The sequence below is a fragment of the Streptomyces sp. NPDC043176 genome (genome assembly GCF_056436715.1).
Genome location: NZ_JBWKCA010000017.1, coordinates 124,137 through 149,149, shown reverse-complemented (window position 1 = coordinate 149,149; position 25,013 = coordinate 124,137). Strand labels below are relative to the sequence as shown.

The window sequence follows — 25,013 nt, the reverse complement described above, 5'->3', positions numbered from 1 at the left end:
GACGACTGTCACACCCCGCCAGTAGGCTTGCGGGCATGCGCATCGCCACCTGGAACGTCAATTCGATCACCGCCCGGCTGCCCCGGCTCCTGGCATGGCTGGAGAGCAGCGGCACGGATGTGCTGTGCATCCAGGAGACCAAGTGCACGGCCGAGCAGTTCCCCGTCGAGGAGCTCCGTGCCCTGGGGTACGAGTCGGCGGTCAACGCCACCGGCCGGTGGAACGGCGTGGCCCTGGTCTCCCGGGTCGGCCTCGCCGACGTGGTCACGGGGCTGCCCGGCGGTCCGGAGTACGACGCGGTGGAGGAGCCGCGCGCGATCTCGGCGACGTGCGGCCCGGTCCGCCTCTGGTCGGTGTACGTGCCGAACGGCCGCGAGGTGGACCACGCGCACTACGCGTACAAGCTGCGCTGGCTGGAGGCCCTGAAGGCGGCCGTCGCGGAGGACGCGGCGGGGGAGCGGCCCTTCGCGGTCCTCGGCGACTACAACATCGCCCCGACGGACGACGACGTGTGGGACCGGGCGGTCTTCGAGGGCGCCACGCACGTGACGGAGCCGGAGCGGGCGGCGCTCGCCGGGCTGCGCGAGACCGGCCTGACGGACGTGGTGCCGCGCCCGCTCAAGTACGACCACCCGTTCACGTACTGGGACTACCGCGCGCTCTGCTTCCCGAAGAACAAGGGCATGCGGATCGATCTGGTCTACGGCAACAAGCCCTTCGCCGAGGCCGTCTCGGACGGCTACGTGGACCGCGAGGAGCGCAAGGGCAAGGGCGCCTCGGACCACGCGCCCGTCGTCGTGGACCTCGACGTCTGACCGGTGGTCCGTCCCGGCCGCGGAGATCGTTTCCGCGCGCCGGGTGGTCGACCGGCGGGTGACGGTGCAAGGCTGTTCGGATGAACATCCCGTTTCTGGACAACTGGCGCAAGCGGCATGAGCCCGAGCCGGTCGACGCTCCCCTGGCCGCGGCCTTCGACCGCGACCCGGAGGGAGTGGCCGAGCTGCTCTCCGAGTGCGAGCTGCTGCGTGCCAGGGTCGGCGCGGCCGGCGTGGTCCTGGACGACACCCCCCACTCCCTCCAGGAGCTCGACCAGCTGCCGCCGCGCTGGCGGAACGACGCGGAGGAGCTGCCCTGGATCGGGAACGACGCCGGGCTCTACCTCGGCACCGTCATCGTCCGCAACGTGCCGGACGCGCGGTGGCAGGTGTGGCCCGGCGGCGGCCCGGTGGTGCGGCTCGTCTCCGGCCGGGAGATCCAGGTCGTCGAGGCCGGTCTCGACTGGGCGATGACGGGTTCGCCGGAGCTCTACCACGTGTACGCCGAGGCCGCCGAGTACTGATTCCGGGCCCCGCCCGCCACCCTCTCGCAGTAAATACTGCTAATTCCGGTTTCATGCGTGTCGGGCGTGAAGTCCCTTTTTCTCGTGAATAGTTTGCGCTGACCGCGACACCGCCGAGAAGGGGACAGGGCAGCGCATGGCCGTCGTCGATCCGCTGATCGAACTGCGTGGCGTCAACAAGCACTACGGCACGCTGCACGTCCTCCAGTCCATCGACCTCACCGTCGGGCGCGGGGAGGTGGTCGTCGTCATCGGTCCGTCGGGTTCCGGCAAGTCCACCCTCTGCCGGGCGATGAACCGGCTGGAGCGCGTCGAGTCGGGCGAGATCGTCATCGACGGGCAGCCCCTCCCCGAGGAGGGCAAGGCGCTCGCCCGGCTGCGCGCCGAGGTCGGCATGGTCTTCCAGTCGTTCAACCTCTTCGCGCACAAGACCGTGCTCGCGAACGTCTCCCTCGCGCAGATCAAGGTCCGCAAGCGCAAGAAGGAGGAGGCCGACCGGCGTTCGCGCGAACTCCTCGACCGGGTCGGACTCTCCGCACACGCCGACAAGTACCCCGCGCAGCTCTCCGGCGGCCAGCAGCAGCGGGTGGCGATCGCCCGCGCCCTCGCCATGGACCCCAAGGCCCTCCTCTTCGACGAGCCGACCTCGGCCCTCGACCCCGAGATGATCAACGAGGTCCTGGAGGTCATGCAGCAGCTGGCCCGGGACGGCATGACGATGGTCGTCGTCACCCACGAGATGGGCTTCGCCCGCTCCGCCGCGAACCGGGTCGTCTTCATGGCCGACGGGAGGATCGTCGAGGACCGCACTCCGGAGGAGTTCTTCACCGCTCCGCGCAGCGAGCGCGCCAAGGACTTCCTCTCCAAGATCCTCAAGCACTGACCGGGGTGGGAACCATGCAGCGTACGCACCGGACCCTCGCCGCGCTCGCCCTGCTGCTCGCCGTGTCGGCGCTCGGCGGCTGCGGCAAGGAGGGCAGCCCGCCCGTCAAGGGCCCGCAGCCCGACCGACTCCCTCACTACCAGGTCCAGTCGGCCTTCACCCTGCCCGGCTCCGCCACCTGGAACCGGGCGAAGAAGCGCGGCAGGCTCGTCGTCGGCGCCAAGGAGGACCAGCCCTACATGGGGGAGAAGGACCCGGCCACCGGCCGCTACTCCGGCTTCGACATCGAGATCGCCAAGATGACGGCCGCCTCCCTCGGCTTCGATCCGGCCGGCATCGACTTCCGCACGATCGCCTCGGCCAACCGCGAAACGGCCCTGCAGAACGGCCAGATCGACTACTACGTCGGCACGTACACCATCAACGACAACCGCAAGAAGCTCGTCGGCTTCGCCGGCCCCTACTACCAGGCGGGCCAGTCCCTCCTGGTCCGCACCGACGAGGACGACATCGACGGGCCGCAGGACCTCGACGGCAAGCGCGTCTGCTCGGCCGCCGGCTCCACCCCGTACCAGCGGATCGCCAAGAACTACCCGAAGGCCGAACTCGTCGCCTACGACACGTACTCCGTCTGCGTCGACAACCTGCTGACCTACCAGGTCGACGCGGTCACCACCGACGACACGATCCTGATGGGCTACGCGGCGAAGGTCCCCGACGAACTCGAGGTCGTCGGCGAGCCGTTCTCCGAGGAGCCCTACGGCATCGGCGTCCCGCACGGGGACGACGCCCTGCGCTTCGCCCTGGACGACGCGATCGCCGCGCACGAGAAGAACGGCGACTGGAAGAAGGCGTACGACGCCACTCTCGGCCTCTCCGGCGTCCCCGCCCCGACGCCGCCCGCCATCGACCGCTACCCGGCCAACTGAGGACGTTCCCCGCTGACATGGACGTACTGACAGACAACTTCTCGCTCTACGGCGAGGGTTTCCTCGGCACCGTCGAACTCACCGTCTACTCCTCGGTGCTCGCCCTCGCCCTGGGCTTCGTCATGGCCTCCTTCCGGGTCGCGCCCGTCGGCTCCTTCCGGGTCTTCGGCACGGTCTGGGTCACCGTCCTGCGCAACACCCCGCTGACCCTGCTCTTCTTCGCCGTCATGCTGGGCCTGCCCCGCTTCGGACTCGTGCTGCCCTTCGAGGTGTTCGCCGTCCTCGCGCTCGGCTGCTACACCTCGGCGTTCATCTGCGAGGCCCTGCGCTCGGGCATCAACACCGTGCCGCGCGGACAGGGCGAGGCGGCCCGCAGTCTGGGCATGAACTTCGCGCAGACCCTGTCCACGGTCGTCCTCCCGCAGGCGTTCCGCACGGTGATCCCGCCGATCGGCTCCAACCTGATCGCCCTCGCCAAGAACTCGGCGATCGCCGGCGCGTTCAGCGTCACCGAACTCCTCGGCACCTACAAGACGTTGAGCGAGCTCGGCTACAACATCGTGTGGACGTTCGTCTGGATCGCCGTCGGATACCTGATCATCACCCTCACCATCAGCGCCCTGTTCCACGTCATGGAGAAGCGCTGGGGAGTCGCCCGATGACCGAGTCCACCGCCCTCTACGACGTCCCCGGGCCCCAGGCCCGGCGGCGCCACCTGATCTACGGCCTCCTGTCCACCGTCGTGCTCCTCACGCTGGCCGGCTGGATCCTCTACCTCCTCTTCGACACCGAACAGTTCACCACCACCAAATGGGCGCCCTTCGCCTACGAGGGCATCCAGGAACTGCTGCTCAGGGGCCTCGGGAACACCCTCAAGGCCTTCGCCTACGCCTCGGTGCTCTCGCTCGCGCTGGGCGCGGTCCTCGCCACCGGCCGCCTCTCCGAACACCGGGCGCTGCGCTGGGTCTCGGGCCTGGTCGTCGAGTTCTTCCGGGCCATGCCGGTCCTCGTGATGATCTTCTTCATCTTCGTGGCGCTCAAGGTGCAGCCGCTGCCCGCCCTCGTGGCCGGACTGACCCTCTACAACGGCTCGGTGCTCGCCGAGGTGTTCCGCACCGGCGTCCACGCCGTCGCCCGCGGCCAGGGCGAGGCGGCATACGCGCTCGGCATGCGCAAGACGCAGGTCATGACCTACGTCCTGGTGCCGCAGGCCGTCCGGGCGATGCTGCCGGCGATCATCAGCCAGCTGGTCGTCGCCCTCAAGGACACCTCGCTCGGCTTCCTCATCACCTACGAGGAGTTCCTGCACGGGGGCAAGCTGATCGCGTCCAACCTGGACTACGACCTGCCGTTCATCCCCGTCGTGCTCGTCATCTCGCCGATCTACATCGGGATGTGCATGCTGCTCTCCTGGTTCGCCACCTGGGTGGCCCGCCGGGAGCGCCGCGATCCCAGGACGAAGGCCGTCGACGTCGCTCCGGCCGAACCGGGAACGCTGCTGCCGGGAGCGCAGTAGCCGGTGTGAAGGCCTGCCCGCCCGGCAGCAGCCGGTGATCACTCCTTCCGCAGCGGGACCGACACGTACGACGGGTCGGCCGGCGGGGAGGAGAAGGTCAGCTGCGCGCCGGTCGGGTTGTGCTCGATGTACAGCGGGTCGACGGTGTCGACGACCAGCGCGAGCCGGTGTCCGGCCGGTACGTCGTACGCCGTGGAGAACAGCTCCAGGTCGACGGGGAACGACTGCCCCGGGGTCCGCTCGTGGAAGGTGTACGGGGCGTTGGCGACGAGCTTGCCGATCCCGAGCGGACCGACGTCGTAGAGGTACGCCACGAGGGTGCCGCTCTCGTCGGTGGAGGTCACCGTGGTGTGCACCTTCACCGTGCCGCGCACCCGCTGCGGGGTGTCGTACCACTCGGACTGCCAGACGCCGGCGAAGGCGCGGGGGAGCAGCGGGACGGACACGACGGGCGGGGTGCGGAGGAACTGGTCCAGGGCGTTGGTGAGCAGCGTGATGCCGCCGTTGGCGCCGGAGTCGACGTTCGCCCAGACCCGCTGCGTGCCGCCGAGGGCGAACTTGTGCTGGTTCGCGTGGACCGACTTCCAGTCGGCGTAGCCCTCGTAGCCGCCCGTGGAGCGGGACTTGAGCTGGACCGGCTGCTCGCGGTCGATGCCGTTGTCGGCGCCCTTGAGGTAGTGGTCGAACCAACGGTGGGCGCTGGTCCAGGTGTCGTTGGGGAGCCCGAACAGGCCGGTGGCCTCGGCGGTGGCGTGGTCGCCGGGGCGGAACTCCAGCCGCTTGGGGCCGGTGAGCTTCTCGTAGAAGCTCGCGTACTGGTTGGGCGGGAAGATCGTGTCTCCCCAGGCGTTGCCGAGCATGATCGCGGCGCCGTTGGCGTTGATCCGGTCGAGGTGGGTCGCGGGGGACCTGGTGCGGCCCCAGGCGATCATCTCGTCCTCCTTGTCGAGGTTCGACGAGAGGAAGTCTCCCAGCACCTCCTGGAGTTCGGGGCCCGGTCGGCCGGTGAGGTACCCGGCGCCCCCGAGGAGCGCGGCGGCCTGGAGGTGCTGCGTCCGCCCGCTGTAGATGGACTCGATGAGGTCGGCCCAGCCGCTCAGCGCGGCGACGGCCTTGATCCGCGGGTCGTGCGCGGCGGCGAGCAGACTGATGCCGGCGCCGTACGACACTCCCGCCATGCCGATGTGCGCCGGGTCCGCGGGTGTGTTCGCGAGGGCCCAGTCGATCACCTTGGAGGCGTCGGCCACGTCCTTCGGACCGGCGGTCTCGATCTGCCCGCCGGACTGCCAGAACCCGCGCGAGTTGTAACTCACCACGACGTAACCGGAGTCGGCGAGCTTCTGCGCCTGCGCGAGGTACTCGATCTGGGGCATCGCCCAGCTGGTGGGCAGCACGATCACGGGGTAGCGGGCGGAGCCGTCACCACCCGCGGGCGTGACGACGTTCGCCTTGAGGACGGTGCCGCCGTCCCCCGCGATGTCGACGAAGCGGATCGAGGTGTCGGCGGCCTGGGCGGCGGGTGCGAGCCCGAGCGCCGTCCCGGCCACGAGAGCGGCCGAGACGGCGAGGGCCAGGGATGTGCGCACGGGGCACTCCTCACTGGGGGTCACTGATGGGGGGCAGTGAAAGTGACCCGACGGTAACGGGAGTGCCTTACCCGTGGTAACCAGTCGGTAAGTTACGTGCGGGTAACGATTGGGGGCGGGGTGAGGAGGTCCTCCGCCTCCAGGAGGTCCGCATGGGCCTCCCCGTACTGCCCGACGGCGACGAGGAACATCGACCGGTCGGTCAGGGCCCGGGCGAGGGCGCCCGGATCCGCGGTGAGGCGGCGGGCGAGGCCCACCCCCTCGTCGAAGGACGGACGGAGCGACTCCGCGGCCCTGCGGCCCGCGGTCTCCCAGCGCAGCGCCCGGCGGACGGTCAGGCGGCGGTGGGCGACGGCGAGTCCGGGGAGGTCGCCGGACTCGCGCAGGGCGGCCGTCCGCGCTTCGAGGGCCGGGATCGAGTCGACATAGGCCTCCCGGGTGTCGGGCGACCAGCCGTGGGCGAGACAGGCCCCGAACGGCGGAAGCGGGGCGTCGGGCGCGGCGGCCGGTTCGGCCTCCCGCCCCGACAGGACGAACAGGGTGACCCACGAGGCCTGGATGTTGCTCCAGCTCACCGGCTCGCCGCCCGCCGCGAGACGGGCGAGCAGGGCCAGCGCCTCGCGCCGCGAGGCGGCCTCCTCCGCCCGGCGACCGGCGGCCCGCAGCATCCCCGCGTAGTGGTTCAGCCGCCACACCGGCGTGGCCAGCGGTCCCCGGTCCTCCGCCGCTTTGCCCCGGGCGGCGTCCACGACGCGGCCGAACACCTCCAGCGCCTCCGCGCGCAGCCCGGCCGCGTCGAGTTCCGCCGCCCACTCGATCAGGGTCCAGTCGGACACGTCCTCGTCACCGGGCACGATGTGCCGCCCGTACAGTTCGGCCGCCTCCGCGTGGCGGCCCTCCTCGGCGAGCACGTTCGCGAGGCGGCGGTACCGCCCGCCCGCCGCCAGTTCCTCGCACACCGCGCGCCCCTCGGCCCGCCGGCCGACGGCGAACAGCGAGTGCGCGTAGCTGTCCAGGACGTCGTGCAGGCGTTCTTCCCGGTCCTGTGCCTCCGCGCCGAGCCGCCGCGCGGCCTCCGCCGCCTCGGCGTGCAGGGCCACCCGCACCCGTGGATCGCCGACCTCCCACCCACGCCTGACCAGCGCGCGCACCAGCTTCGGCAGATACGCCCGCGGACTGACCTCGGCGAGCACCCGGTACGGATCGAGCAGCTCCCGCGTGCCGAGCCGCTCCGACCCGAGCAGCAGGACCCGCGCCCGCAGTACCGCGTCCTCGTCGTACTTCCGTGTGTCTCCCATGTGCCCCCTGTTCTCCGTGTGATGCACGACGGAGATTCTGGGAGTCGGGGGACGGGCCGGACAAGGCTCTCGAACTGTGCGTTCCGTCCTACGAAAACGGCCTCTGACCTGTCATGATGGTGACGTCTTCACTCCGACGGGAGGCCTGGTGCAGAGCAGGATCGTCGCACCCGACGTCTTCGATCCGCGGATCTACGCCGCGGGCGTCCCGCACGACCGCTTCCGCGAGCTGCGCGACCACCACCCCGTCGCCCGGCAGGCGGAGCCGGAGATCCTCGGCTGGCCCGCCGGAACCGGCTTCTGGGCCGTGACCCGGCATGCCGACGTCGTCCGCGTGCTCAAGGACTCGGAGACGTACTCTTCGCACCTCGGCGCCACCCAGATCCGGGACCCGGACCCCGCCGACCTGCCCTTCATCCGGCGCATGATGCTCAATCAGGACCCGCCGGAGCACGGGAGGCTGAGGCGGCTCGTGAGCCGGGCCTTCACGCCGGGGCGGATCGAGCGGTTCGCGGTGACGGCGCGCGAGCGGGCCGGGGGGCTGCTGGCCGAAGCGCTCGCCGCCGGCGGCGAGGTGGACCTCGTCCGGGCCGTCACCGACGACTACGCGCTCCTCAACCTCACCGACCTGCTCGGGGTGCCCGCGAGCGACCGGGGGCTGCTCCACACCTGGACCGAGCGGGTCATCGCCTACCAGGACCCCGACGAGCCGCCCGTCCTCGACCCGCAGGGCCGGCCGGTGAACCCCCGCTCGCCCGCGATGCTCGCCGAGATGTTCGCGTACGCCCAGGAACTCGCCGCGTACAAGCGGGCGCATCCCGCCGACGACGTCATGACGTCGCTGGCCACGTCCGAACTGGCCGACGCGGAACTGGAGATGTTCTTCTTCCTGCTGACCGTCGCCGGGAACGACACGGTCCGCAGTGCCGCCCCCGGCGGCCTCCTGGCCCTGGCCGAACACCCCGGCGAACAGCGGAGGTTGTGGAACGCGGAGGTTCCCGTGGAGGCGGCGGTCGACGAACTCCTGCGCGTGCACCCGCCGGTGCTCTCCTTCCGGCGCACGGCGAACCGCGACGCCGAACTGGCGGGGCAGGTCGTCCGCGCGGGCGAGAAGGTCGTCGTCTTCCACGCCTCGGCCAACCACGACGAGCGCGTCTTCACCGATCCGCACCGCCTCGACCTGGGCCGGACGCCGAACCCGCACGTCTCCTTCGGCGACGGCCCGCACGTCTGCCTCGGCGCCCACTTCGCCCGGCTTCAGCTCCGGGTGCTGTACGAGGAGGCGCGCCGGGCCTGCGGAGGCGTGGAGCTCGCCGGGCCGCCCCGCAGGCTGGTGTCCAACTTCATCAACGGGATCAAGTCGCTGCCGGTGCGGCTGAAGGAGCCGACAGCGCGACCCGCGTGACGTCGGCGACGAGCTCCACGACGTCGGGGCCGTAGGCCTGCGAGTTGACCACCTTCAGGAGCAGTACGAAGGAGCCGTCCGACCCGTACGTGCCGGCCAGTTCCCTGTGGTGGCGGGCCAGATGTCTCGCCGCGGCCTGATTGGCGACCGCGGCCTGGCCGCAGAGCAGGAACACGGGACGGACGCCCTCGCCGCGGGTGAGGCGGGCGAGGACGACGTACTCGCTCACTCCCCACTCCGCGCGGTAGGCCTCGCCCGCCACGGTGAACATCCCCCGGTCCTCGACCGGTTCCTGCTCGACGTTCATGGTGAGTCCCGGCAGCAGGTTCGGCAGATGGGCTGCCATGCGCCGGTTGGAGTAGGGACCGCCGATGCAGAACTCCGCTATCTCGCCCAGGCCCTGCCGGGCCGTGTCGTGCTGCACGATGCGGGGCCGTGCCCCGCAGTCCTTGACCAGCGCCGACAGTTCGATCAGCGCTGAGACGTCGGTGGCGTGCACGCCGCGCTCGCTGCCGGCCAGACGGTTCACCACGAGCAGGCACTCCGTGCCGGAGGGCAGGCCGAAGAAGGCCTGCTTGCGGCGGAGCCGGCGCCGCCAGAGATACGTGCGGGCCAGCCATCCCAAGGAGGCGCTGACCCCGGTCGCCAGGACCCCGAGCACGATGTTCCGCACGTCTTCGTTCATGGGCGCGCATGCTATCGGCGGACCGGCCCCTTGTTCGAGGCGGTCCTGACGGAAGGGGCGGGAGGAAGTTACGCTGCGCGGACGGTCGTTGACTGGAGGTAGGAATGCGTCGCTCCGCCGCTGGGAAGGTCTCCGCTCTCGCCGTCGCGGCGACGGTGCTCTCGATGGGTGCCGCCGCCCCGGCCCAGTCCCCGCCGGCCGCCGCGCCGCCACCCGTCAAGGAACCCGTCGCCGTCGGGTACGGCGGGGCCGTCGCCAGTGTCGACGCCGACGCCTCGGCCGCCGGCGTCGAGGTGCTCCGCAAGGGGGGCAACGCCGTGGACGCGGCCGTCGCCGTCGCGGCCGCCCTCGGCGTCACCGAGCCCTACTCGGCGGGCATCGGGGGCGGCGGCTACTTCGTGTACTACGACGCGAAGAGCCGCACCGTCCACACCATCGACGGGCGCGAGACCGCCCCCCGCTCCGCCGACGCGAACCTCTTCACGGAGAACGGCAAGCCCATCCCGTTCGAGGAGGGCCAGACCAGCGGCCTCGGCGTCGGCACCCCCGGCACCCCCGCCACCTGGCGGGCCGCGCTCGACGCGTGGGGCAGCAAACGGCTCGGCGCCCTCCTCGAACCCGCCGAACGACTCGCCCGCGACGGCTTCACCGTCGACACCACCTTCCGTGCCCAGACCGCCGCCAACGAGGCCCGGTTCCGCGACTTCCCCGCCACCTCGGAACTCTTCCTGCCCGGCGGGCAGCTGCCGGTGGTCGGCGCCACGTTCAAGAACCCCGACCTGGCGCGCACCTACGAGAAGCTCGGCCGCGAGGGCGTCGGAGCCCTCTACCGGGGGCCGCTGGCCCGGGACATCGTGAACACCGTCCGCGCCCCCCGGGTCCGCCCGGGCGCGACCCGGATCGTCCGTCCCGGCGACCTGACGGAGCGTGACCTCGGCGCGTACCGCACCGAGTTCCGCAAGCCCACCAAGGTCTCGTACCGCGGGCTCGACGTGTACGGCATGGCGCCCTCGTCCTCGGGCGGCACGAGCGTCGGCGAGGCGCTGAACATCCTGGAGGGCACCGACCTCGCCGCCGCCTCCCCGGCCGGGTACCTGCACCGGCACATCGAGGCCAGCCGCATCGCCTTCGCCGACCGCGGCCGCTGGGTCGGCGACCCGGCCTTCGAGTCCGTGCCGACGCGCGGCCTGCTGTCCCAGCGCTACGCCGACTCCCGCGCCTGCCTCATCCGCGACGACACGGCCCTGACCAGCCCCCTCCCGCCCGGCGACCCGGCGAACCCGGTGCCGTGCGCGAGCGGCGGGACGGCGGCCCCGACCACGTACGAGGGCGAGAACACGACCCATCTGACGGTGGCCGACAAGTGGGGCAACACCGTCGCCTACACGCTGACCATCGAGTCCACCGGCGGCAGCGGGATCACCGTGCCGGGCCGGGGCTTCCTGCTCAACAACGAGCTGACCGACTTCTCCTTCGCGCCGGCCAACCCGGCCGTGCACGACCCGAACCTGCCGGGACCGGGCAAGCGGCCGCGCTCCTCGATCTCCCCGACGATCGTCCTCGACCGCCACGACCGGCCCGTCCTCGCCCTCGGCTCCCCGGGCGGCGCCACCATCATCACCACCGTCCTCCAGACCCTCACCGGCGTCGTCGACCGCGGCCTCCCGCTCGTCGACGCGATCGCCGCGCCCCGCGCCAGCCAGCGCAACCAGGCCACCACCGAACTCGAACCCGCCCTGTGGAACAGTCCGCTGCGGGCGCGGCTGGAGGCGATCGGGCACGGCTTCCGGCAGAACCCGGAGATCGGCGCGGCCACCGGCGTCCAGCGCCTCCCCGACGGCCGCTGGCTGGCCGCCGCGGAGACGGTCCGCAGGGGCGGCGGCTCGGCGATGGTGGTCCGCCCGGCGCCCTAGGGCCGGGGCTACGGCGCGGTGAGGACGCGCGGGCCGGCGTCCGTGACGGCCACGGTGTGCTCGGCGTGGGAGGCGCGGGAGCCGTCGGAGGTGCGGATGGTCCAGCCGTCACGGGCCGTGTAGTGGTCGTCCGTGCCGCCGCCGATGACCATCGGCTCGATCGCCAGCACCATGCCGTGCCGGAGCCTCATGCCGCGGCCCGGGCGTCCCTCGTTGGGGACGCCCGGGTCCTCGTGCATGGTGCGGCCGATGCCGTGGCCGCCGAAGCCGTCGGGGATGCCGTATCCGGCGTCCCGGCAGACCCGGCCGACGGCGTGCGCGATGTCGCCGACGCGGTTGCCGACGACGGCCGCCGCGATGCCGGCCTCCAGGGCCCGCTCGGCCGTGGCGATCAGGCGGGTGTCCTCGGGCCGGGCGCGGCCGACGGTGAAGCTGACAGCCGCGTCGCCGACCCAGCCGCCCAGCGTCGCGCCGCAGTCCACGGACACGAGGTCGCCGTCGGCCAGCCGGGTCGTGCCCGGGATGCCGTGCACGATCGCGTCGTTCACGGAGAGGCAGACGACGGCCGGGAACGGCACCGGCGCCCACTCCGGGTGGTAGTCGAGGAAGGGGGAGCCGGCGCCCTCCTCCGCCAGGACCTCGCGGGCGGCGCGGTCGAGCTCGGTCAGCGCCACGCCGGGCGCCGCCTTCTCGCGTACGGCCGCGAGGGCACGTGCCACCACGCGCCCCGCCTCGCGCATGGCCGCCAGGGATTCGTTCGTCTTGATCTCCACCATGCCAATTACTATACCGGTATTAGAATGGCGGCATGGTACGCACACCCCTGACCCCGGAAGAGCGCGAGCGCGGCGAGCGGCTCGGCCTCCTCCTCCGTTCGGCACGCGGCGAGCGGTCCATGGTGGAGATCGCCGCCGCCGCCGGCCTGTCCGCCGAGACCCTCCGCAAGATCGAGACGGGCCGGGCCCCGACGCCGGCCTTCTTCACCGTCGCCGCGCTCGCCGGGGTCCTCGACCTCTCCATGGACGAGCTCGTGGTGCTCTGCACCCCGGCCCCGGTCTGATCCCACCCGGCCCCGGCCTGGCCCGACGCGCGTCATCGGGCGGCCGTAGGCTCCTCGCATGATCTCCGAAGAGCTGCGGCGCGGCCGCTACGTCAGCCTGACCACCTTCCGCAAGGACGGCACCGGCGTCGCCACGCCCGTCTGGTACGCGGTGGAGGGTTCCGAGCTGTACGCCTGGACCCGCACCGACTCGTGGAAGGTCAAGCGGCTGCGGAAGGACCCCCGGGTCGAGGTCGCCGTGTGCGACGTGCGCGGCAAGGTCGCCGAGGGGGCCGAGCGGGTCAGCGGCGAGGGCAGGCTGGTGGAGGGGGAGGAGCTGCGCCGGATCAGGGGTCTGCTGTCGCGCAAGTACGGCTGGCAGTTCTGGCTGACCGACGTGCCGGCCATGATCGCCCGGCGCGGCAAGCGCCCGCACACCGGGATCGTCGTGACGTTCTGAAAACGGTCCGTAGTCGTCCCGTAACACGACTGCGGTCCAATACCCGCGGACCGGACGGTTCCAGTCGACCGCGGGGCAGGTGCGTAACGCATGACGGTGTATCGATCGCCGGTGGAGAACGGCACGTTCACGGAGTGGCTGGCGGAGCTCGCCGTCCGCCTCCGTCCCGGCGCCGGCTGGTACGGCGTCTTCGCCGAACGCGACCCGGAGGGTCTGCGCGCCTGCTTCGACGGGGCGGAGCTGCTGCCCTGGGACGTCGTCGAGTCCTTCCTCCAGGACGCCGGAGAGGCCGCCGACGGGCCGTTCGCCGCGAGCGGCCGGACCCTGTACGCGGCGGCCGCCGCCGCCCACGATCGCCGGCCCGGCGGAGCGGCCGCGCTCGCCGAACGCCGGGACCTGATGGAACGCGAACGCCGTCACGCCGAATCCCGCTCCCGCGAACTCGGCGCCCGCCTCCGCGCCTCCCCCGCACCGGGTCCCGACGAGACCGCCCGGCTGGAGCACGACCTCGCCTGGCTCCACGACGACCACGCCAGGGCCGTGGCCCGCGTCCACGAACTGACGGACCGTCTCGCCCGTGCGGCGGCCGAGGAGGCCCGCAGCCCGGCCCTGACCGGCCCCGTCGGCCCGGTGGTCGCCATGCCGGGCCGCCCGGCGGTCCCGGTGGCGGCCGAGCGGAATCGGCCGGTGGGCCCGGTGGCCGCCGTGCAGGCCCGCCCGTACGGCGCGACGACCACCACGCCGGGCCGGCCGGACGGCGCGCAGATCGCCACGTCGGCCCGCCCGGACGGCCCGGCGGTGACCGCGCCGACCCGGCCGGTGGGGCCGCGGGTCGGCACGCCGACGCGGCCGGCCCGCCCGGTGCTCGCCGCGCCGGCCCCGGCAGCCGGCCCGGCGGCGGACGGCGCCAAGGCCCTCAAGGGCAGGCGGCGGCCGCGAGGCGCCCGGTACGCCTGGCTGGAGGAGGACGCCGAGGGGCCGGACGCGACGACCGTGCCCGAGCCGCTGCCCGTGCTGCCGGCTTGGGGAAACGCACCTCGGGGGGCCAGGTTCGGGGGCTCGGCGGAGCCCGACGGGCCGGGCCGCGCGGACCGGGCCCCGCTGCCGGACTCGGAGGAGGCGGTCCGGGCCGCGGCCAACGCGGTCTACGCGCTCCGCAGGCTTCGCGCCCAGGGCCGGAGCGGCGAGGCGCACGCCCTGCTGTGCGAGGCGCTCGGCGGACCGGCCGACCGGCTGCCCGCCCTCGCGGCGGAGCTGCACCGGGCCGGGCTCGGTGCCGACTGGGCCACCCTGCTCTGGGAGGCCGCCTCGCTGCCGCCGGGCCGGCTCGCCGCCGTCGCGGGCGCGCTGTCCGACGCGGGCCGCGCGGCCGACTGCGAGCACCTCCTGCGCCAGGGCGTGGCCCGGCCCGTCGATGAACTGGCCGGGGCGTGCGCAGCGCTGCGCGCCGAGGGCCACCACCGCGAGGCCCGTGCCCTGCTCACGGCGTTCGTCCGCGTCCGTGCCCCCGAGGACGCGGCCCGGCTCGCGGGCGTGGACCCGCGCGGCCTCGTCCCCCAACTCCTCGACGCCGCCCGCGCGGTGTCCGACTCCCGCGAGCGCGACCTGCTGCACGCCCTGCGCGTGGCCGGCCTGGCGGCGGTCTGACGCCCGGTCGCCCCGGTCGCGCTGGTCGCCCCGGCCGTGTCGGCCGTTCGTTCGCGCCGGCCGAGCAGGCCGGGGCCGGGACCCTGCTTGCCGCCAGGCCCGAGCCCCCGCTTGCCGCCGGGTCCGACCCGTCCGTCGCCGGTCCGTGGGGGCCCGGTCGCGGGCCTTTTCCGTACGAGGCGGTACGGGTCCGTACGTGTCGGTACGTGTCCGACGTGGACCACTCGGGTATGAAACATGATCGACCCGGCCGCTTCACGGCGGCGGTCTTGCTCCGGGGTGTGACGGGGCTTACGTTCTCCTCCTACGCATCGCGTCTACGTGCGTAGAGGCTCTCTGACGCCGTGCCGAAGGAGCAGCTCATGACCGACGTCGTACGCGCCGCGCTCGTCCAGGCGACCTGGACGGGCGACACCGAATCCATGATCGCCAAACACGAGGAGCACGCCCGGGAGGCGGCCCGGCAGGGTGCGAAGGTGATCGGCTTCCAGGAGGTGTTCAACGCCCCCTACTTCTGCCAGGTCCAGGAGCCCGAGCACTACCGCTGGGCCGAACCCGTCCCCGACGGCCCCACCGTCTCCCGGATGCGGGAGCTCGCCCGGGAGACCGGGATGGTGATCGTGGTCCCCGTCTTCGAGGTCGAGGGCGAGGGCTTCTACTACAACACCGCCGCCGTCATCGACGCCGACGGCACCTACCTGGGGAAGTACCGCAAGCACCACATCCCGCAGGTCAAGGGCTTCTGGGAGAAGTACTACTTCCGCCCGGGCAACATCGGCTGGCCGGTCTTCGACACCGCCGTCGGCCGGGTCGGGGTCTACATCTGCTACGACCGGCACTTCCCGGAGGGCTGGCGCCAACTGGGACTCAACGGAGCGCAGTTGGTCTACAACCCCTCCGCCACCCACCGCGGCCTCTCCTCCCACCTCTGGCAGCTGGAGCAGCCCGCCGCGGCCGTCGCCAACGAGTACTTCGTCGCCGCCATCAACCGCGTCGGCATCGAGGAGTACGGCGACAACGACTTCTACGGCACCAGCTACTTCGTCGACCCGCGCGGACAGTTCGTCGGCGACGTCGCCTCCGACAAGGAGGAGGAACTGATCGTCCGCGACCTGGACTTCGGCCTCATCGAACAGGTGCGCCAGCAGTGGGCCTTCTACCGGGACCGCCGCCCCGACGCGTACGACGGGCTGGTGCAGCCGTGAGCAGCCTCTTCGACCGGCACAAGGCCGTCATCCCCGACTGGGTCGCCCTCTACTACCGAGACCCCATCGAGATCACCCACGGCGAGGGCCGCCACGTCTGGGACGCCGACGGACGCCGGTACCTCGACTTCTTCGGCGGCATCCTCACCACCATGACCGCCCACGCCCTGCCCGAGGTCACCAAGGCGGTCGCCGAGCAGGCCGGGCGGATCATCCACTCCTCGACGCTCTACCTCAACCGGCCCATGGTGGAGCTCGCCGAGCGGATCGCCGGTCTCTCCGGCATCCCGGACGCCCGCGTCTTCTTCACCACCTCCGGTACCGAGGCCAACGACACGGCCCTCCTGCTCGCCACCGCGTACCGCCGCTCGAACCAGATCCTGGCCATGCGCAACAGCTACCACGGCCGCTCCTTCTCCACCGTCGGCATCACCGGCAACCGCGCCTGGTCGCCCACCGGCCTCTCCCCGCTCCAGACGCTGTACGTGCACGGCGGTGTCCGCACCCGCGGCCCGTACGCCCAGTACACCGACGAGCGGTTCGTGGAGGCCTGCGTCGCCGACCTCGAGGACCTCCTCGGCCACACCAGGGACGTCGCCGCCCTCATCGCCGAGCCGATCCAGGGCGTCGGCGGCTTCACCTCCCCGCCCGACGGCCTGTACGCGGCCTTCCGCCGCGTCCTCGACCGGCACGGCATCCTCTGGATCGCCGACGAGGTGCAGACCGGCTGGGGCCGCACAGGCGAACACTTCTGGGGGTGGCAGGCCCACGGCCAGGCCGGGCCGCCCGACATCCTCACCTTCGCCAAGGGCATCGGCAACGGCATGTCCGTCGGCGGAGTCGTCGCCCGCGCCGGGATCATGAACTGCCTCGACGCCAACTCCATCTCGACCTTCGGCGGCTCGCCGGTCACCATGGCCGCCGGGCTCGCCAACCTCTCGTACCTCCTGGAACACGACCTCCAGGGCAACGCCCGGCGCGTCGGAGGCCTCCTCATCGAACGCGTCAGGGCCGCCTGCGCCGGCGTCCCGGAGGTACGGGAGGTCCGCGGCCGCGGCCTCATGATCGGCATCGAGCTGACCGAGCCGGGAACCGAACGGGCGAACCCGGACGCGGCCGCCGCGATCCTGGAGGCCGCCCGCGAGGGCGGACTGCTCATCGGCAAGGGCGGCGGCCACAACACGAGCACCCTGCGCATCGCCCCGCCGCTCTCGCTCACCGTCTCCGAGGCCGAAGAGGGCGCCGCCATCCTCGAACAAGCCCTCCGAACCCTCTAGGAACACGCCCTCCGAACCCTCTAGTTGGCAGGGGAGAAGTCCCGTGAGCACCCGTACCCTCATCCGGGGCGGTCTCGTCGTGACCGCCGCCGACGAAGTCCACGCCGACGTGCTGATCGAGGACGGCCGCGTCGCCGCCCTCGCGGCCCACGGCTCGGACGCGGCGGCGGGCTGGACCGCCGACCGGACCATCGACGCCACCGACCGCTACGTCCTGCCGGGCGGCGTCGACGCCCACACCCACATGGAGCTGCCCTTCGGAGGCACCTTCGCCTCCGACACCTTCGAGACCGGCACCCGCGCCGCCGCCTGGGGCGGCACCACCACCATCGTCGACTTCGCCGTGCAGAGCGTGGGCCGCAGCCTGCGCGAAGGACTCGACACCTGGTATGCCAAGGCCGACGGCAACTGCGCCGTCGACTACGCCTTCCACATGATCCTCTCCGACGTCAACGAGCACACCCTCAAGGAGATGGACCGGCTCGTCCAGGAGGGCATCTCCTCCTTCAAGCTCTTCATGGCCTACCCCGGCGTCTTCTACAGCGACGACGGGCAGATCCTGCGCGCCATGCAGCGCTCCGCCGACAACGGCGGGCTGATCATGATGCACGCCGAGAACGGCATCGCCATCGACGTCCTCGTCGAACAGGCCCTCGCCCGCGGCGAGACCGACCCCCGCTACCACGGCGAGGTCCGCAAGGCGCTCCTGGAGGCCGAGGCCACCCACCGCGCGATCCAGCTCTCCCGGGTCGCCGGCGCACCGCTCTACGTCGTCCACGTCTCCGCCGAGGAGGCCGTCGCCGAGATCGCCGCCGCCCGCGACAAGGGCCTCCCGGTCTTCGGCGAGACCTGCCCCCAGTACCTCTTCCTCTCCACCGACAACCTCGCGGAGCCGGGCTTCGAGGGCGCCAAGTACGTCTGCTCGACGCCGCTGCGACCCAAGGAGCACCAGGCGGCCCTCTGGCGCGGACTGCGCACCAACGACCTCCAGGTGGTCTCCACCGACCACTGCCCGTTCTGCTTCACCGGGCAGAAGGACCTCGGCCGCGGCGACTTCTCGAAGATCCCCAACGGCCTGCCGGGCGTGGAGAACCGCATGGACCTCCTCCACCAGGCCGTCGTCGACGGGCACATCTCCCGCCGCCGCTGGATCGAGATCGCCTGCGCCACCCCGGCCCGGATGTTCGGCCTCTACCCGCAGAAGGGGACGATCGCGCCCGGCGCCGACGCGGACATCGTCGTCTACGACCCGCACGCCCGCCAGACCATCTCCGCGGCCACCCACCACATGAACGTCGACTACTCCGCGTACGAGGGGAAGACGATCACCGGACAGGTCGAGACGGTCCTCTCGCGCGGCGAACCCGTCATCGACCAGCGGAAGTTCACCGGCCGCGCCGGACACGGCGTCTTCACCCCCCGCTCCACCTGTCAGTACCTGAACTAGGAGAACGACGTTGGACTTCGGACTCGTCCTGCAGACCGACCCGCCCGCCTCGCAGGTCGTCGGGCTGATGCGCCGGGCGGAGCGCAACGGCTTCCGCTACGGCTGGACCTTCGACTCCGCCGTGCTCTGGCAGGAACCCTTCGTCATCTACAGCCGGATCCTGGAACACACCACCAAGCTCCACGTCGGCACGATGGTCACCAACCCGGGGACCCGCACGTGGGAGGTGACGGCCTCCACCTTCGCCACCCTCAACGACATGTACGGCAACCGGACCGTCTGCGGCATCGGCCGCGGCGACTCCGCCATGCGCGTCGCGGGCCGCAAGCCCAACACCCTCGCCCGGCTCGGCGAGGCCATCGACGTCATCCGCGACCTCGCGGAGGGCCGGGAGGCGGAGGTCGACGGCAACCCGATCCGCATCCCGTGGGTCAAGGACGGCAAGCTGCCCGTCTGGATGGCCGCGTACGGGCCCAAGGCGCTCGCCCTCGCCGGGCAGAAGGCCGACGGCTTCATCCTCCAGCTCGCCGACCCCTTCCTCACCGAGTGGATGGTCAAGGCCGTGCGCGAGGCGGCGCGGGAGGCCGGCCGCGACCCCGACGCCCTCACCATCTGCGTCGCCGCTCCCGCGTACGTCGGGGACGACCTGGCCCACGCGCGCGAGCAGTGCCGCTGGTTCGGCGGCATGGTCGGCAACCACGTCGCCGACCTGGTGGAGAAGTACGGCGAGCACTCGGGGATGGTGCCGGAGGAGCTCACCGCGTACATCAAGGACCGGCACGGCTACGACTACAGCCACCACGGCCGCGCCGACAACCCGTCCACCGACTTCGTCCCCGACGAGATCGTCGACCGCTTCTGCCTCCTCGGCCCGGTCGAGGCCCACGTCGAGAAGCTCCGGCGCCTCCGGGACATGGGCGTCGACCAGTTCGCCGTCTACGCCATGCACGACGCCAAGGAGGCCACCATCGACGCGTACGGATCCGACATCATCCCCGCCCTCGGCGGCGCGTGAGGACCGGGGAGCGGCAGGACCCCGCGACGGGGCGGCGGGGGGGCCGGCCGTTCCCGAGGACGTCAGGGAAGGAACTCGTACGTCGGACCGTCAGGGGCGCGGCCGCGGGAACACGGCGTCACGTCCCTCCCCTTGAGGTAGGCGAGCAGCCACGGGCCGAACGTCGTCTCGTAGAGGGTCCAGGACGGACTGTCCATACTCCTGGACCAGGACGCGCCAGGGCGACGAGGGCTCCGCGGGAACACGGAGGAAGACCGTCTCCCCCGTGGTGGCCGTCGCCGCCGGCAGCGGTTCGCCGGGCTTCGCCCCCACCGGATCCGGCAGGAACCCGGCCATGTCCTCCTCGCTCCAGAACGCGAGGTCCCGCCGGATCGTCGTGCCCAGATCGTGCAGGAGGTGAGGCGCGGGGTGCTTCGGGTACAGCTGCCCGTTGACCGCGTTCCGCCGCACGCGACCGCTCCGCCGCACGTGACCTCGTTCCGTCCCCGAACGAAAGGTTCCGTCCATGACCGCCACCGCCTCCTCCGGGCAACCCGGCATATCCGACCCCTCCGACGGGCGGGTCGAGCTCGCGCCCGGCGCAGCCCCCGCCGATTCCCGCTTCGTCAACGACGACCTGCTCCCGGTCCCCCTCGCGGAGCGCCGCTGGACCACGTACAACTTCGCCGCCCTCTGGGTCGGCATGGCCCACAACATCCCGTCGTGGATGCTGGCCTCCGGTCTCGTCGCCCTCGGCATGGACTGGAAGCAGGCCGTCCTCACCATCGCCCTCGCCAACGTCGTCGTCCTGCTCCCGATGCTGCTCACCGGCCACGCCGGCCCCAAGTACGGCATCCCCTTCCCGGTCCTCGCCCGCGCCTCCTTCGGGCTGCGCGGGGCCAACCTGCCCGCCCTCATCCGCGCCGGGGTCGCCTGCGCCTGGTTCGGCATCCAGACCTGGATCGGCGGGCAGGGCGTCTTCGTCCTGCTCGACAAGATCCTCCAGGAGCTCACCGGCGGCGGCTGGGCGGACGCGGCGCGGGTCGCCGGGCAGCCGTGGACCCTCTGGCTCTGCTTCGGTCTCTTCTGGGTGCTCGAACTCGCCGTCATCCACCGGGGGATGGAGGCGCTGCGCCGCTTCGAGAACTGGGCCGCGCCGTTCGTCATCGTCGGCGCGCTCGCCCTGCTCGGATGGATCACGGTCGAGGCGGGCGGCCTCGGCCCCCTCCTCGACCAGCCCTCACGGCTCGGCTGGGGCGCCGACTTCTGGCCCGTCTTCTTCCCGGCCCTCATGGGCATGATCGCCTTCTGGGCGACCCTCAGCCTCAACATCCCGGACTTCACCCGCTTCGGAGCCGGGCAGCGCTCCCAAATCCTCGGCCAGAGTCTCGGCCTGCCCACCACCATGACGCTGTTCGCGCTGCTGTCGGTGCTCGTCACCTCGGGCTCGCAGGCCGTGTACGGGGCGCCCGTCTGGGATCCGGTGGCCCTCGCCGCCAAGACCGACAGCGTCTTCGGGCTCCTCTTCGCCCTGGTCACCGTCCTCGTCGCCACCCTGTCGGTGAACATCGCGGCGAACGTGGTGTCCCCGGCCTACGACCTCGCCAACCTGGCCCCGAAACTGGTGAACTTCCGCACGGGCGCGCTGATCACCGGCGTCGTGGGCGTGCTCGTCATGCCGTGGAAGCTCACCGCCACCCCGGAGCTGTACATCTTCACCTGGCTCGGCCTGGTCGGCGGGCTCCTCGGCACGGTCGCCGGCATCCTCATCGCCGACTACTGGCTCGTCCGCCGCACCGTCCTCGACCTCGAAGGGCTCTACCGCGCCGACGGGCCCTACTGGTACCGGGGAGGCTGGAACCCGGCGGCCGTCCTCGCCTTCGCGGTCGGCGGCGTCCTGGCCGTCGGCGGCTCCCACTCGGCCCCCGGCACCGGCCCCTTCCCCGAGGACGGCCTCATCCCCTTCCTCAAGCCCCTCGCCGACTACGGCTGGGCCGTCGGCCTCGTCGCCTCCCTGCTCCTGCACACCGCCCTCATGAGGCGCGGACCGGCCGCCCGGTCGTCCGCTCGATCCAGCTGAGGTACGACCACACCCGGGTGTTCACCGCCGGGGTGTCGGTCGCGCAGCCCTTCCCGTACGAGACCAGGCCGACCAGGTACGGCTTCCGCGCGACCGTGCGCACCAGCGGTCCGCCGGAGTCGTACCGGCAGGTGTCCCGCCCGGGCGCGTACGTGCACAGCTGCGCGGGGGTGACGTCCGGCATCCCCCGGCTCCCGCACACCGGGTTGCTCATCGTCTCCAGCGTCACCGTCCGCAGGACGTCCGAGGTGCGCCCGCCGAACGAGGTGGCGCCCCAGCCCGGCGCCTCGACCCACGTGCGGTCGAAGGCCCCGCGGGCGAACGGGGCGGGCAGGTCGATCGGACGCACGTCCCGGCCGAACGCGACCGGCTCGGCCAGCCGGACGAGCGCGATGTCGTTCCGCTGGCTCTCGGGGTCGTACTCGGGATGCACGATCATCCGGGCGGCGGCCGCCATCACCGCGTTCGGGCTGTCCTCCCGCGACGTGAGGTCATGCTCGCCGAGCAGCACCCCGACCCGTTCCGTGCGGCTGTACGAGCCCGTCACGCAGTGCGCCGCCGTCACCACGTACCGCTCCCCGATCAGCGCCCCGCCGCACATCACCCTCCTCTCCTCCAGGTCCACCAGACCGGCCATGTACGGGTACTGGTGCGGACTCGCCTCCTGCCCGCCCACGATCCCCTCCGCGGCCCCCGCTCCGAGCACCCACGCTCCGGCCGCCGCCCCCGCCACCGCCGCCGCGACCTTCCTCGCCCAGCCCATGAACCCTCCGACCTCGACCACGCATCCCGGGCCCGCGCGCTGCCGGGACGTTTCCTCTGCCCGTCCCGCGCGCCGTCCCGGCCCGCCTGCTCGTCAACGATCAAGGCCCACCCCGGTCACGGCCGGTTGACGCCGGGACCGGCGCGGGGCGCGGCCGGCCGGGTGAACGGGAGGTGGCCGCAGCGGTGGTCCGGATGTCAGACGGCCGTGCTTAGCTGGGGGCATGATCGGAGACTTCCTTGAGCACGTCCTCAGCGGTGGCACGGCCGAGGTGGAGGAGGCGGTCCGCAAGGCGGCCGCCGCCGAGATCATGCCGCGGTTCCGGCAGCTCTCCGCCGACGAGATCGTGGAGAAGAACGGGCCGCACGACCTGGTCACGGTGGCCGACCGGGCCGCGGAGGCCCATCTCACCGCCTCCCTGACCGCGCTGCTGCCCGGCTCCGTCGTGGTCGGCGAGGAGGCCGTGCACGCCGACCCGGTCGTCTACGAGGCGCTGCGCGGCGACGCGCCGGTGTGGATCGTCGACCCCGTCGACGGCACCCGCCCGTTCGTCCACGGCGACCCCGCCTTCTGCACCCTCGTGGCGCTGGCCCGCCACGGCGAGGTCCTCGCCTCCTGGACCTTCGCCCCCGCCCTGGACGAGTTCGCCGTCGCGGTGCGCGGCCGGGGGGCCACGCTCGACGGGCGCCCGCTGCGGTCCGGATCGCCCGGTCCCGGCGCGGTCCTGGAGGTCGCCACCTCGCACCCGGACTACACGACGCCCGAGCAGAAGCGCGCCCTGCTGAGCCTGGACACGGAGGGCGTGCGCCGCCGCCCGTGCGGTTCCGCCGGGCTGGAGTACCTCGCCGTGGCGCGGGGGGCGCTGGACGCCGTCGCGTTCAACTGGGAGTACGCCTGGGACCACGCCGCCGGACTGCTCCTGGTCGCCGAGGCGGGCGGTGCGGACACGACGGTCGCGGGCGAGCCGTTCCGCATCACCGGGGGCAACGCGATGCCGTTCACCGCGGCCCGGGACGCGGCGACCGCGGAGCGGATCCGCGGACTCCTCGGGGGGCGGTGAGCCCGGCCGGACCACCGGCCTATCCTGGGAGCCTTGGCCATCGGCTGACGAAGGAGTCCGAAGGTGACGAACAGGACGTCGATGCTCGATGTTGTCGTCGTGGGGGCGGGGCCCAACGGACTGACCGCCGCCGTGGAGTTGGCCCGGCGCGGCTTCTCGGTCGCCGTGTTCGAGGCCGAGCCGACCGTCGGCGGCGGCGCCAGGACCGAGGAGCTGACGCTCCCCGGCTTCCGGCACGACCCCTGTTCCGCCGTGCACCCGCTCGGCGCCGGCTCGCCCGTCTTCAAGACGATGCCGCTGGACCGGTACGGCCTGGAGTGGCTGCACCCCGAACTTCCCATGGCCCACCCCTGGGACGACGGCACCGCCGCCGTCCTCGCCCGCTCCGTCGCCGAGACCGCCGCCTCCTTCGGGCCGCGTGACGCCGGGACGTACCGCCGGCTCGTCGCCCCCTTCGTCGGCAAGTGGGACACCCTGGCCCGGGACTTCATGCAGCTGCCGCTGACCGCGCTGCCCCGCGATCCGGTCACCCTCGCCCGCTTCGGCCTCGCCGGGCTGCCGCCCTCCACCTGGCTGATGAGAAGGTTCCGGGACGAGAAGGCCCCGGCGCTCCTGGCCGGCCTCGTCGGCCATGTGATCGCCCCGCTGGGCGGCTTCGCGACCGGCGCCGTCGGCCTGGTCTTCGCGCTCGCCGCGCACGCCGGCGGCTGGCCCATGCCCCGGGGCGGCTCCCAGTCGATCTCGGACGCCCTCACCGCGTACCTCAAGGACCTCGGCGGCGCCGTCCACACCGACTTCGAGGTCAAGCGCCTCGACGACCTGCCGCCGGCCCGCGCCTACGTCTTCGACACGTCGCCGACCGCCCTCGCCCGGATCGCGGGCTTCGGCGGGCACTACGACCACTACAAGTACGGCGCGAGCGTTTTCAAGATCGACTACGCCCTGGACGGCCCCGTGCCGTGGACCGCCGAGGAGGCCCGCCGGGCCGGCACCGTCCAGGTCGGCCCCAGCGCCGGCGAGATCGACACCGCGCTGTGCGAGGCCTCCTCCGGCACCGCCCCGGACGCCCCCTTCCTCATCACCGCCCAGCCCAGCCTCGTCGACCCGTCCCGCGCCCCCGAGGGCAAGCACGTCTTCTGGGCCTACGGTCACGTGCCCAACGGCTGGCGCGGCGACCTCACCGAGGCGATCGAGCGCCAGATCGAGCGCTTCGCCCCCGGCTTCCGTGACCGCGTCCTCGCCCGCGCCACCGCGGGACCGCCCGAACTCGCCGCGCGCAACGCCAACTACGTCGGCGGCGACATCGCCTGCGGCGCCGCACGCGGCCTCCAGCTCCTGCTGCGCCCCACGCTCTCGCTGCGCCCCTACGCCACCCCGCACCCCGCGGTGTTCATCTGCTCCTCCGCCACCCCGCCCGGCCCCGGCGTGCACGGGATGTCCGGCCACAACGCGGCGAAGGCCGTGTGGCGACGGCTGCGAAAATAGAC

At 72.5% G+C, this 25,013-nt stretch carries 24 protein-coding genes; 18 read left to right on the top strand and 6 right to left on the bottom strand.

Translation table 11 applies throughout. The features are described 5' to 3' along the window. Nucleotides 1-35: 35 nt before the first annotated feature. The 6 genes from AC067A_RS26095 to AC067A_RS26070 all read left to right on the top strand — a co-directional run bounded on the left by AC067A_RS26095 (nucleotide 36) and on the right by AC067A_RS26070 (nucleotide 4,667). A complete protein-coding gene (locus AC067A_RS26095; RefSeq protein ID WP_479244908.1) occupies nucleotides 36-815 on the top strand; it encodes an exodeoxyribonuclease III in 780 nt (259 codons plus the stop codon). Between the two features lie 80 nt (nucleotides 816-895). Beyond that, on the top strand, nucleotides 896-1,339 hold the full coding sequence (locus AC067A_RS26090) for a DUF6278 family protein (RefSeq protein ID WP_479244907.1): 444 nt from the start codon (nucleotides 896-898) through the stop codon (nucleotides 1,337-1,339). A gap of 136 nt (nucleotides 1,340-1,475) precedes the next feature. After that, nucleotides 1,476-2,222: an amino acid ABC transporter ATP-binding protein gene (locus tag AC067A_RS26085; RefSeq protein WP_479244906.1), complete on the top strand. Its 747-nt coding sequence runs from the start codon at nucleotides 1,476-1,478 to the stop codon at nucleotides 2,220-2,222. Nucleotides 2,223-2,236: 14 nt separating this feature from the next. Then, nucleotides 2,237-3,151, top strand: a complete 915-nt coding sequence (locus tag AC067A_RS26080) for a glutamate ABC transporter substrate-binding protein (RefSeq protein ID WP_479244905.1) — start codon at nucleotides 2,237-2,239, stop codon at nucleotides 3,149-3,151. A gap of 17 nt (nucleotides 3,152-3,168) precedes the next feature. Beyond that, the gene (locus AC067A_RS26075) at nucleotides 3,169-3,813 is read left to right on the top strand and encodes an amino acid ABC transporter permease (RefSeq protein WP_479244904.1); all 645 of its coding nucleotides are present in this window, start codon (nucleotides 3,169-3,171) and stop codon (nucleotides 3,811-3,813) included. After that, complete coding sequence (locus tag AC067A_RS26070; RefSeq protein WP_479244903.1) at nucleotides 3,810-4,667, top strand: amino acid ABC transporter permease; 858 nt, start codon at nucleotides 3,810-3,812, stop codon at nucleotides 4,665-4,667. The genes AC067A_RS26075 and AC067A_RS26070 overlap by 4 nt, the downstream gene beginning before the upstream one ends. 38 nt (nucleotides 4,668-4,705) lie before the next feature. On the opposite strand, the gene AC067A_RS26065 is transcribed toward AC067A_RS26070, so the two are convergent. Continuing rightward, the gene (locus AC067A_RS26065; protein WP_479244902.1) at nucleotides 4,706-6,253 is read right to left on the bottom strand and encodes an alpha/beta fold hydrolase; all 1,548 of its coding nucleotides are present in this window, start codon (nucleotides 6,251-6,253) and stop codon (nucleotides 4,706-4,708) included. Between the two features lie 92 nt (nucleotides 6,254-6,345). Then, nucleotides 6,346-7,551, bottom strand: coding sequence for a hypothetical protein (locus AC067A_RS26060; protein WP_479244901.1), 1,206 nt, complete (start codon nucleotides 7,549-7,551; stop codon nucleotides 6,346-6,348). Between the two features lie 148 nt (nucleotides 7,552-7,699). Between AC067A_RS26060 and AC067A_RS26055 the strand changes: the two genes are divergently transcribed. Beyond that, on the top strand, nucleotides 7,700-8,956 hold the full coding sequence (locus AC067A_RS26055) for a cytochrome P450 (RefSeq protein WP_479244900.1): 1,257 nt from the start codon (nucleotides 7,700-7,702) through the stop codon (nucleotides 8,954-8,956). Here the strand turns inward: AC067A_RS26055 and AC067A_RS26050 are convergent. Beyond that, complete coding sequence (locus AC067A_RS26050) at nucleotides 8,907-9,641, bottom strand: hypothetical protein (RefSeq protein ID WP_479244899.1); 735 nt, start codon at nucleotides 9,639-9,641, stop codon at nucleotides 8,907-8,909. The genes AC067A_RS26055 and AC067A_RS26050 overlap by 50 nt on opposite strands. Before the next feature lie 104 nt (nucleotides 9,642-9,745). Between AC067A_RS26050 and ggt the strand changes: the two genes are divergently transcribed. After that, nucleotides 9,746-11,554 carry a gamma-glutamyltransferase gene (ggt, locus tag AC067A_RS26045; protein WP_479244898.1) on the top strand — a complete coding sequence of 603 codons (1,809 nt, stop codon included), beginning with the start codon at nucleotides 9,746-9,748 and terminating at the stop codon, nucleotides 11,552-11,554. Nucleotides 11,555-11,562: 8 nt separating this feature from the next. Here ggt and map read toward each other — a convergent pair whose 3' ends face one another. Further along, nucleotides 11,563-12,330 carry a type I methionyl aminopeptidase gene (gene map, locus AC067A_RS26040; RefSeq protein ID WP_479244897.1) on the bottom strand — a complete coding sequence of 256 codons (768 nt, stop codon included), beginning with the start codon at nucleotides 12,328-12,330 and terminating at the stop codon, nucleotides 11,563-11,565. Between the two features lie 32 nt (nucleotides 12,331-12,362). Between map and AC067A_RS26035 the strand changes: the two genes are divergently transcribed. The 7 genes from AC067A_RS26035 (at nucleotide 12,363) to AC067A_RS26005 (ending at nucleotide 19,644) form a co-directional block, all read left to right on the top strand. Next, on the top strand, nucleotides 12,363-12,614 hold the full coding sequence (locus AC067A_RS26035; RefSeq protein ID WP_386255443.1) for a helix-turn-helix domain-containing protein: 252 nt from the start codon (nucleotides 12,363-12,365) through the stop codon (nucleotides 12,612-12,614). Nucleotides 12,615-12,672: 58 nt separating this feature from the next. Further along, nucleotides 12,673-13,053, top strand: a complete 381-nt coding sequence (locus AC067A_RS26030) for a PPOX class F420-dependent oxidoreductase (RefSeq protein WP_479244896.1) — start codon at nucleotides 12,673-12,675, stop codon at nucleotides 13,051-13,053. 90 nt (nucleotides 13,054-13,143) lie between these two features. Continuing rightward, nucleotides 13,144-14,700, top strand: a complete 1,557-nt coding sequence (locus tag AC067A_RS26025) for a UL36 very large tegument protein (protein WP_479244895.1) — start codon at nucleotides 13,144-13,146, stop codon at nucleotides 14,698-14,700. Nucleotides 14,701-15,062: 362 nt separating this feature from the next. After that, entirely contained in the window at nucleotides 15,063-15,905 is an 843-nt protein-coding gene (locus AC067A_RS26020) for a nitrilase-related carbon-nitrogen hydrolase (RefSeq protein ID WP_479244894.1), read from the top strand. After that, nucleotides 15,902-17,182, top strand: coding sequence for an aspartate aminotransferase family protein (locus AC067A_RS26015; RefSeq protein WP_479244893.1), 1,281 nt, complete (start codon nucleotides 15,902-15,904; stop codon nucleotides 17,180-17,182). The genes AC067A_RS26020 and AC067A_RS26015 overlap by 4 nt, the downstream gene beginning before the upstream one ends. A gap of 43 nt (nucleotides 17,183-17,225) precedes the next feature. Then, nucleotides 17,226-18,629 (top strand): dihydropyrimidinase, encoded by a 1,404-nt coding sequence (gene hydA, locus AC067A_RS26010; protein WP_479244892.1) that lies wholly within the window; start codon nucleotides 17,226-17,228, stop codon nucleotides 18,627-18,629. Between the two features lie 10 nt (nucleotides 18,630-18,639). Continuing rightward, on the top strand, nucleotides 18,640-19,644 hold the full coding sequence (locus AC067A_RS26005; protein ID WP_479244891.1) for a TIGR03842 family LLM class F420-dependent oxidoreductase: 1,005 nt from the start codon (nucleotides 18,640-18,642) through the stop codon (nucleotides 19,642-19,644). 62 nt (nucleotides 19,645-19,706) lie between these two features. Here the strand turns inward: AC067A_RS26005 and AC067A_RS26000 are convergent, their stop codons facing one another. Beyond that, complete coding sequence (locus AC067A_RS26000) at nucleotides 19,707-19,841, bottom strand: hypothetical protein (RefSeq protein WP_479244890.1); 135 nt, start codon at nucleotides 19,839-19,841, stop codon at nucleotides 19,707-19,709. A gap of 308 nt (nucleotides 19,842-20,149) precedes the next feature. Between AC067A_RS26000 and AC067A_RS25995 the strand changes: the two genes are divergently transcribed. Then, nucleotides 20,150-21,703, top strand: a complete 1,554-nt coding sequence (locus AC067A_RS25995) for an NCS1 family nucleobase:cation symporter-1 (RefSeq protein ID WP_479244889.1) — start codon at nucleotides 20,150-20,152, stop codon at nucleotides 21,701-21,703. Here AC067A_RS25995 and AC067A_RS25990 read toward each other — a convergent pair. Next, on the bottom strand, nucleotides 21,657-22,466 hold the full coding sequence (locus AC067A_RS25990) for a serine protease (RefSeq protein WP_479244888.1): 810 nt from the start codon (nucleotides 22,464-22,466) through the stop codon (nucleotides 21,657-21,659). The genes AC067A_RS25995 and AC067A_RS25990 overlap by 47 nt on opposite strands. Nucleotides 22,467-22,689: 223 nt before the next feature. Between AC067A_RS25990 and AC067A_RS25985 the strand changes: the two genes are divergently transcribed. Then, a complete protein-coding gene (locus AC067A_RS25985; protein ID WP_479244887.1) occupies nucleotides 22,690-23,526 on the top strand; it encodes an inositol monophosphatase family protein in 837 nt (278 codons plus the stop codon). Nucleotides 23,527-23,607: 81 nt separating this feature from the next. Beyond that, the gene (locus tag AC067A_RS25980; protein WP_479244942.1) at nucleotides 23,608-25,011 is read left to right on the top strand and encodes a phytoene desaturase family protein; all 1,404 of its coding nucleotides are present in this window, start codon (nucleotides 23,608-23,610) and stop codon (nucleotides 25,009-25,011) included. Nucleotides 25,012-25,013: the final 2 nt, after the last annotated feature.

Excerpts from the sequence above, each read along its gene's own strand:
- AC067A_RS25985 (WP_479244887.1), top strand. The coding sequence starts at position 22,690 with ATGATCGGAGACTTCCTTGAGCACGTCCTCAGCGGTGGCACGGCCGAG.
- AC067A_RS26050 (WP_479244899.1), bottom strand. The coding sequence starts at position 9,641 with ATGAACGAAGACGTGCGGAACATCGTGCTCGGGGTCCTGGCGACCGGG.
- AC067A_RS26085 (WP_479244906.1), top strand. The coding sequence starts at position 1,476 with ATGGCCGTCGTCGATCCGCTGATCGAACTGCGTGGCGTCAACAAGCAC.
- AC067A_RS25980 (WP_479244942.1), top strand. The coding sequence starts at position 23,608 with ATGCTCGATGTTGTCGTCGTGGGGGCGGGGCCCAACGGACTGACCGCC.
- AC067A_RS26000 (WP_479244890.1), bottom strand. The coding sequence starts at position 19,841 with ATGGACAGTCCGTCCTGGACCCTCTACGAGACGACGTTCGGCCCGTGG.
- AC067A_RS26075 (WP_479244904.1), top strand. The coding sequence starts at position 3,169 with ATGGACGTACTGACAGACAACTTCTCGCTCTACGGCGAGGGTTTCCTC.
- AC067A_RS26035 (WP_386255443.1), top strand. The coding sequence starts at position 12,363 with ATGGTACGCACACCCCTGACCCCGGAAGAGCGCGAGCGCGGCGAGCGG.
- map (WP_479244897.1), bottom strand. The coding sequence starts at position 12,330 with ATGGTGGAGATCAAGACGAACGAATCCCTGGCGGCCATGCGCGAGGCG.
- AC067A_RS25990 (WP_479244888.1), bottom strand. The coding sequence starts at position 22,466 with ATGGGCTGGGCGAGGAAGGTCGCGGCGGCGGTGGCGGGGGCGGCGGCC.
- AC067A_RS26020 (WP_479244894.1), top strand. The coding sequence starts at position 15,063 with ATGACCGACGTCGTACGCGCCGCGCTCGTCCAGGCGACCTGGACGGGC.
- AC067A_RS26095 (WP_479244908.1), top strand. The coding sequence starts at position 36 with ATGCGCATCGCCACCTGGAACGTCAATTCGATCACCGCCCGGCTGCCC.
- AC067A_RS26080 (WP_479244905.1), top strand. The coding sequence starts at position 2,237 with ATGCAGCGTACGCACCGGACCCTCGCCGCGCTCGCCCTGCTGCTCGCC.
- AC067A_RS26030 (WP_479244896.1), top strand. The coding sequence starts at position 12,673 with ATGATCTCCGAAGAGCTGCGGCGCGGCCGCTACGTCAGCCTGACCACC.
- AC067A_RS26090 (WP_479244907.1), top strand. The coding sequence starts at position 896 with ATGAACATCCCGTTTCTGGACAACTGGCGCAAGCGGCATGAGCCCGAG.
- AC067A_RS26025 (WP_479244895.1), top strand. The coding sequence starts at position 13,144 with ATGACGGTGTATCGATCGCCGGTGGAGAACGGCACGTTCACGGAGTGG.
- AC067A_RS26070 (WP_479244903.1), top strand. The coding sequence starts at position 3,810 with ATGACCGAGTCCACCGCCCTCTACGACGTCCCCGGGCCCCAGGCCCGG.
- AC067A_RS25995 (WP_479244889.1), top strand. The coding sequence starts at position 20,150 with ATGACCGCCACCGCCTCCTCCGGGCAACCCGGCATATCCGACCCCTCC.
- AC067A_RS26060 (WP_479244901.1), bottom strand. The coding sequence starts at position 7,551 with ATGGGAGACACACGGAAGTACGACGAGGACGCGGTACTGCGGGCGCGG.
- ggt (WP_479244898.1), top strand. The coding sequence starts at position 9,746 with ATGCGTCGCTCCGCCGCTGGGAAGGTCTCCGCTCTCGCCGTCGCGGCG.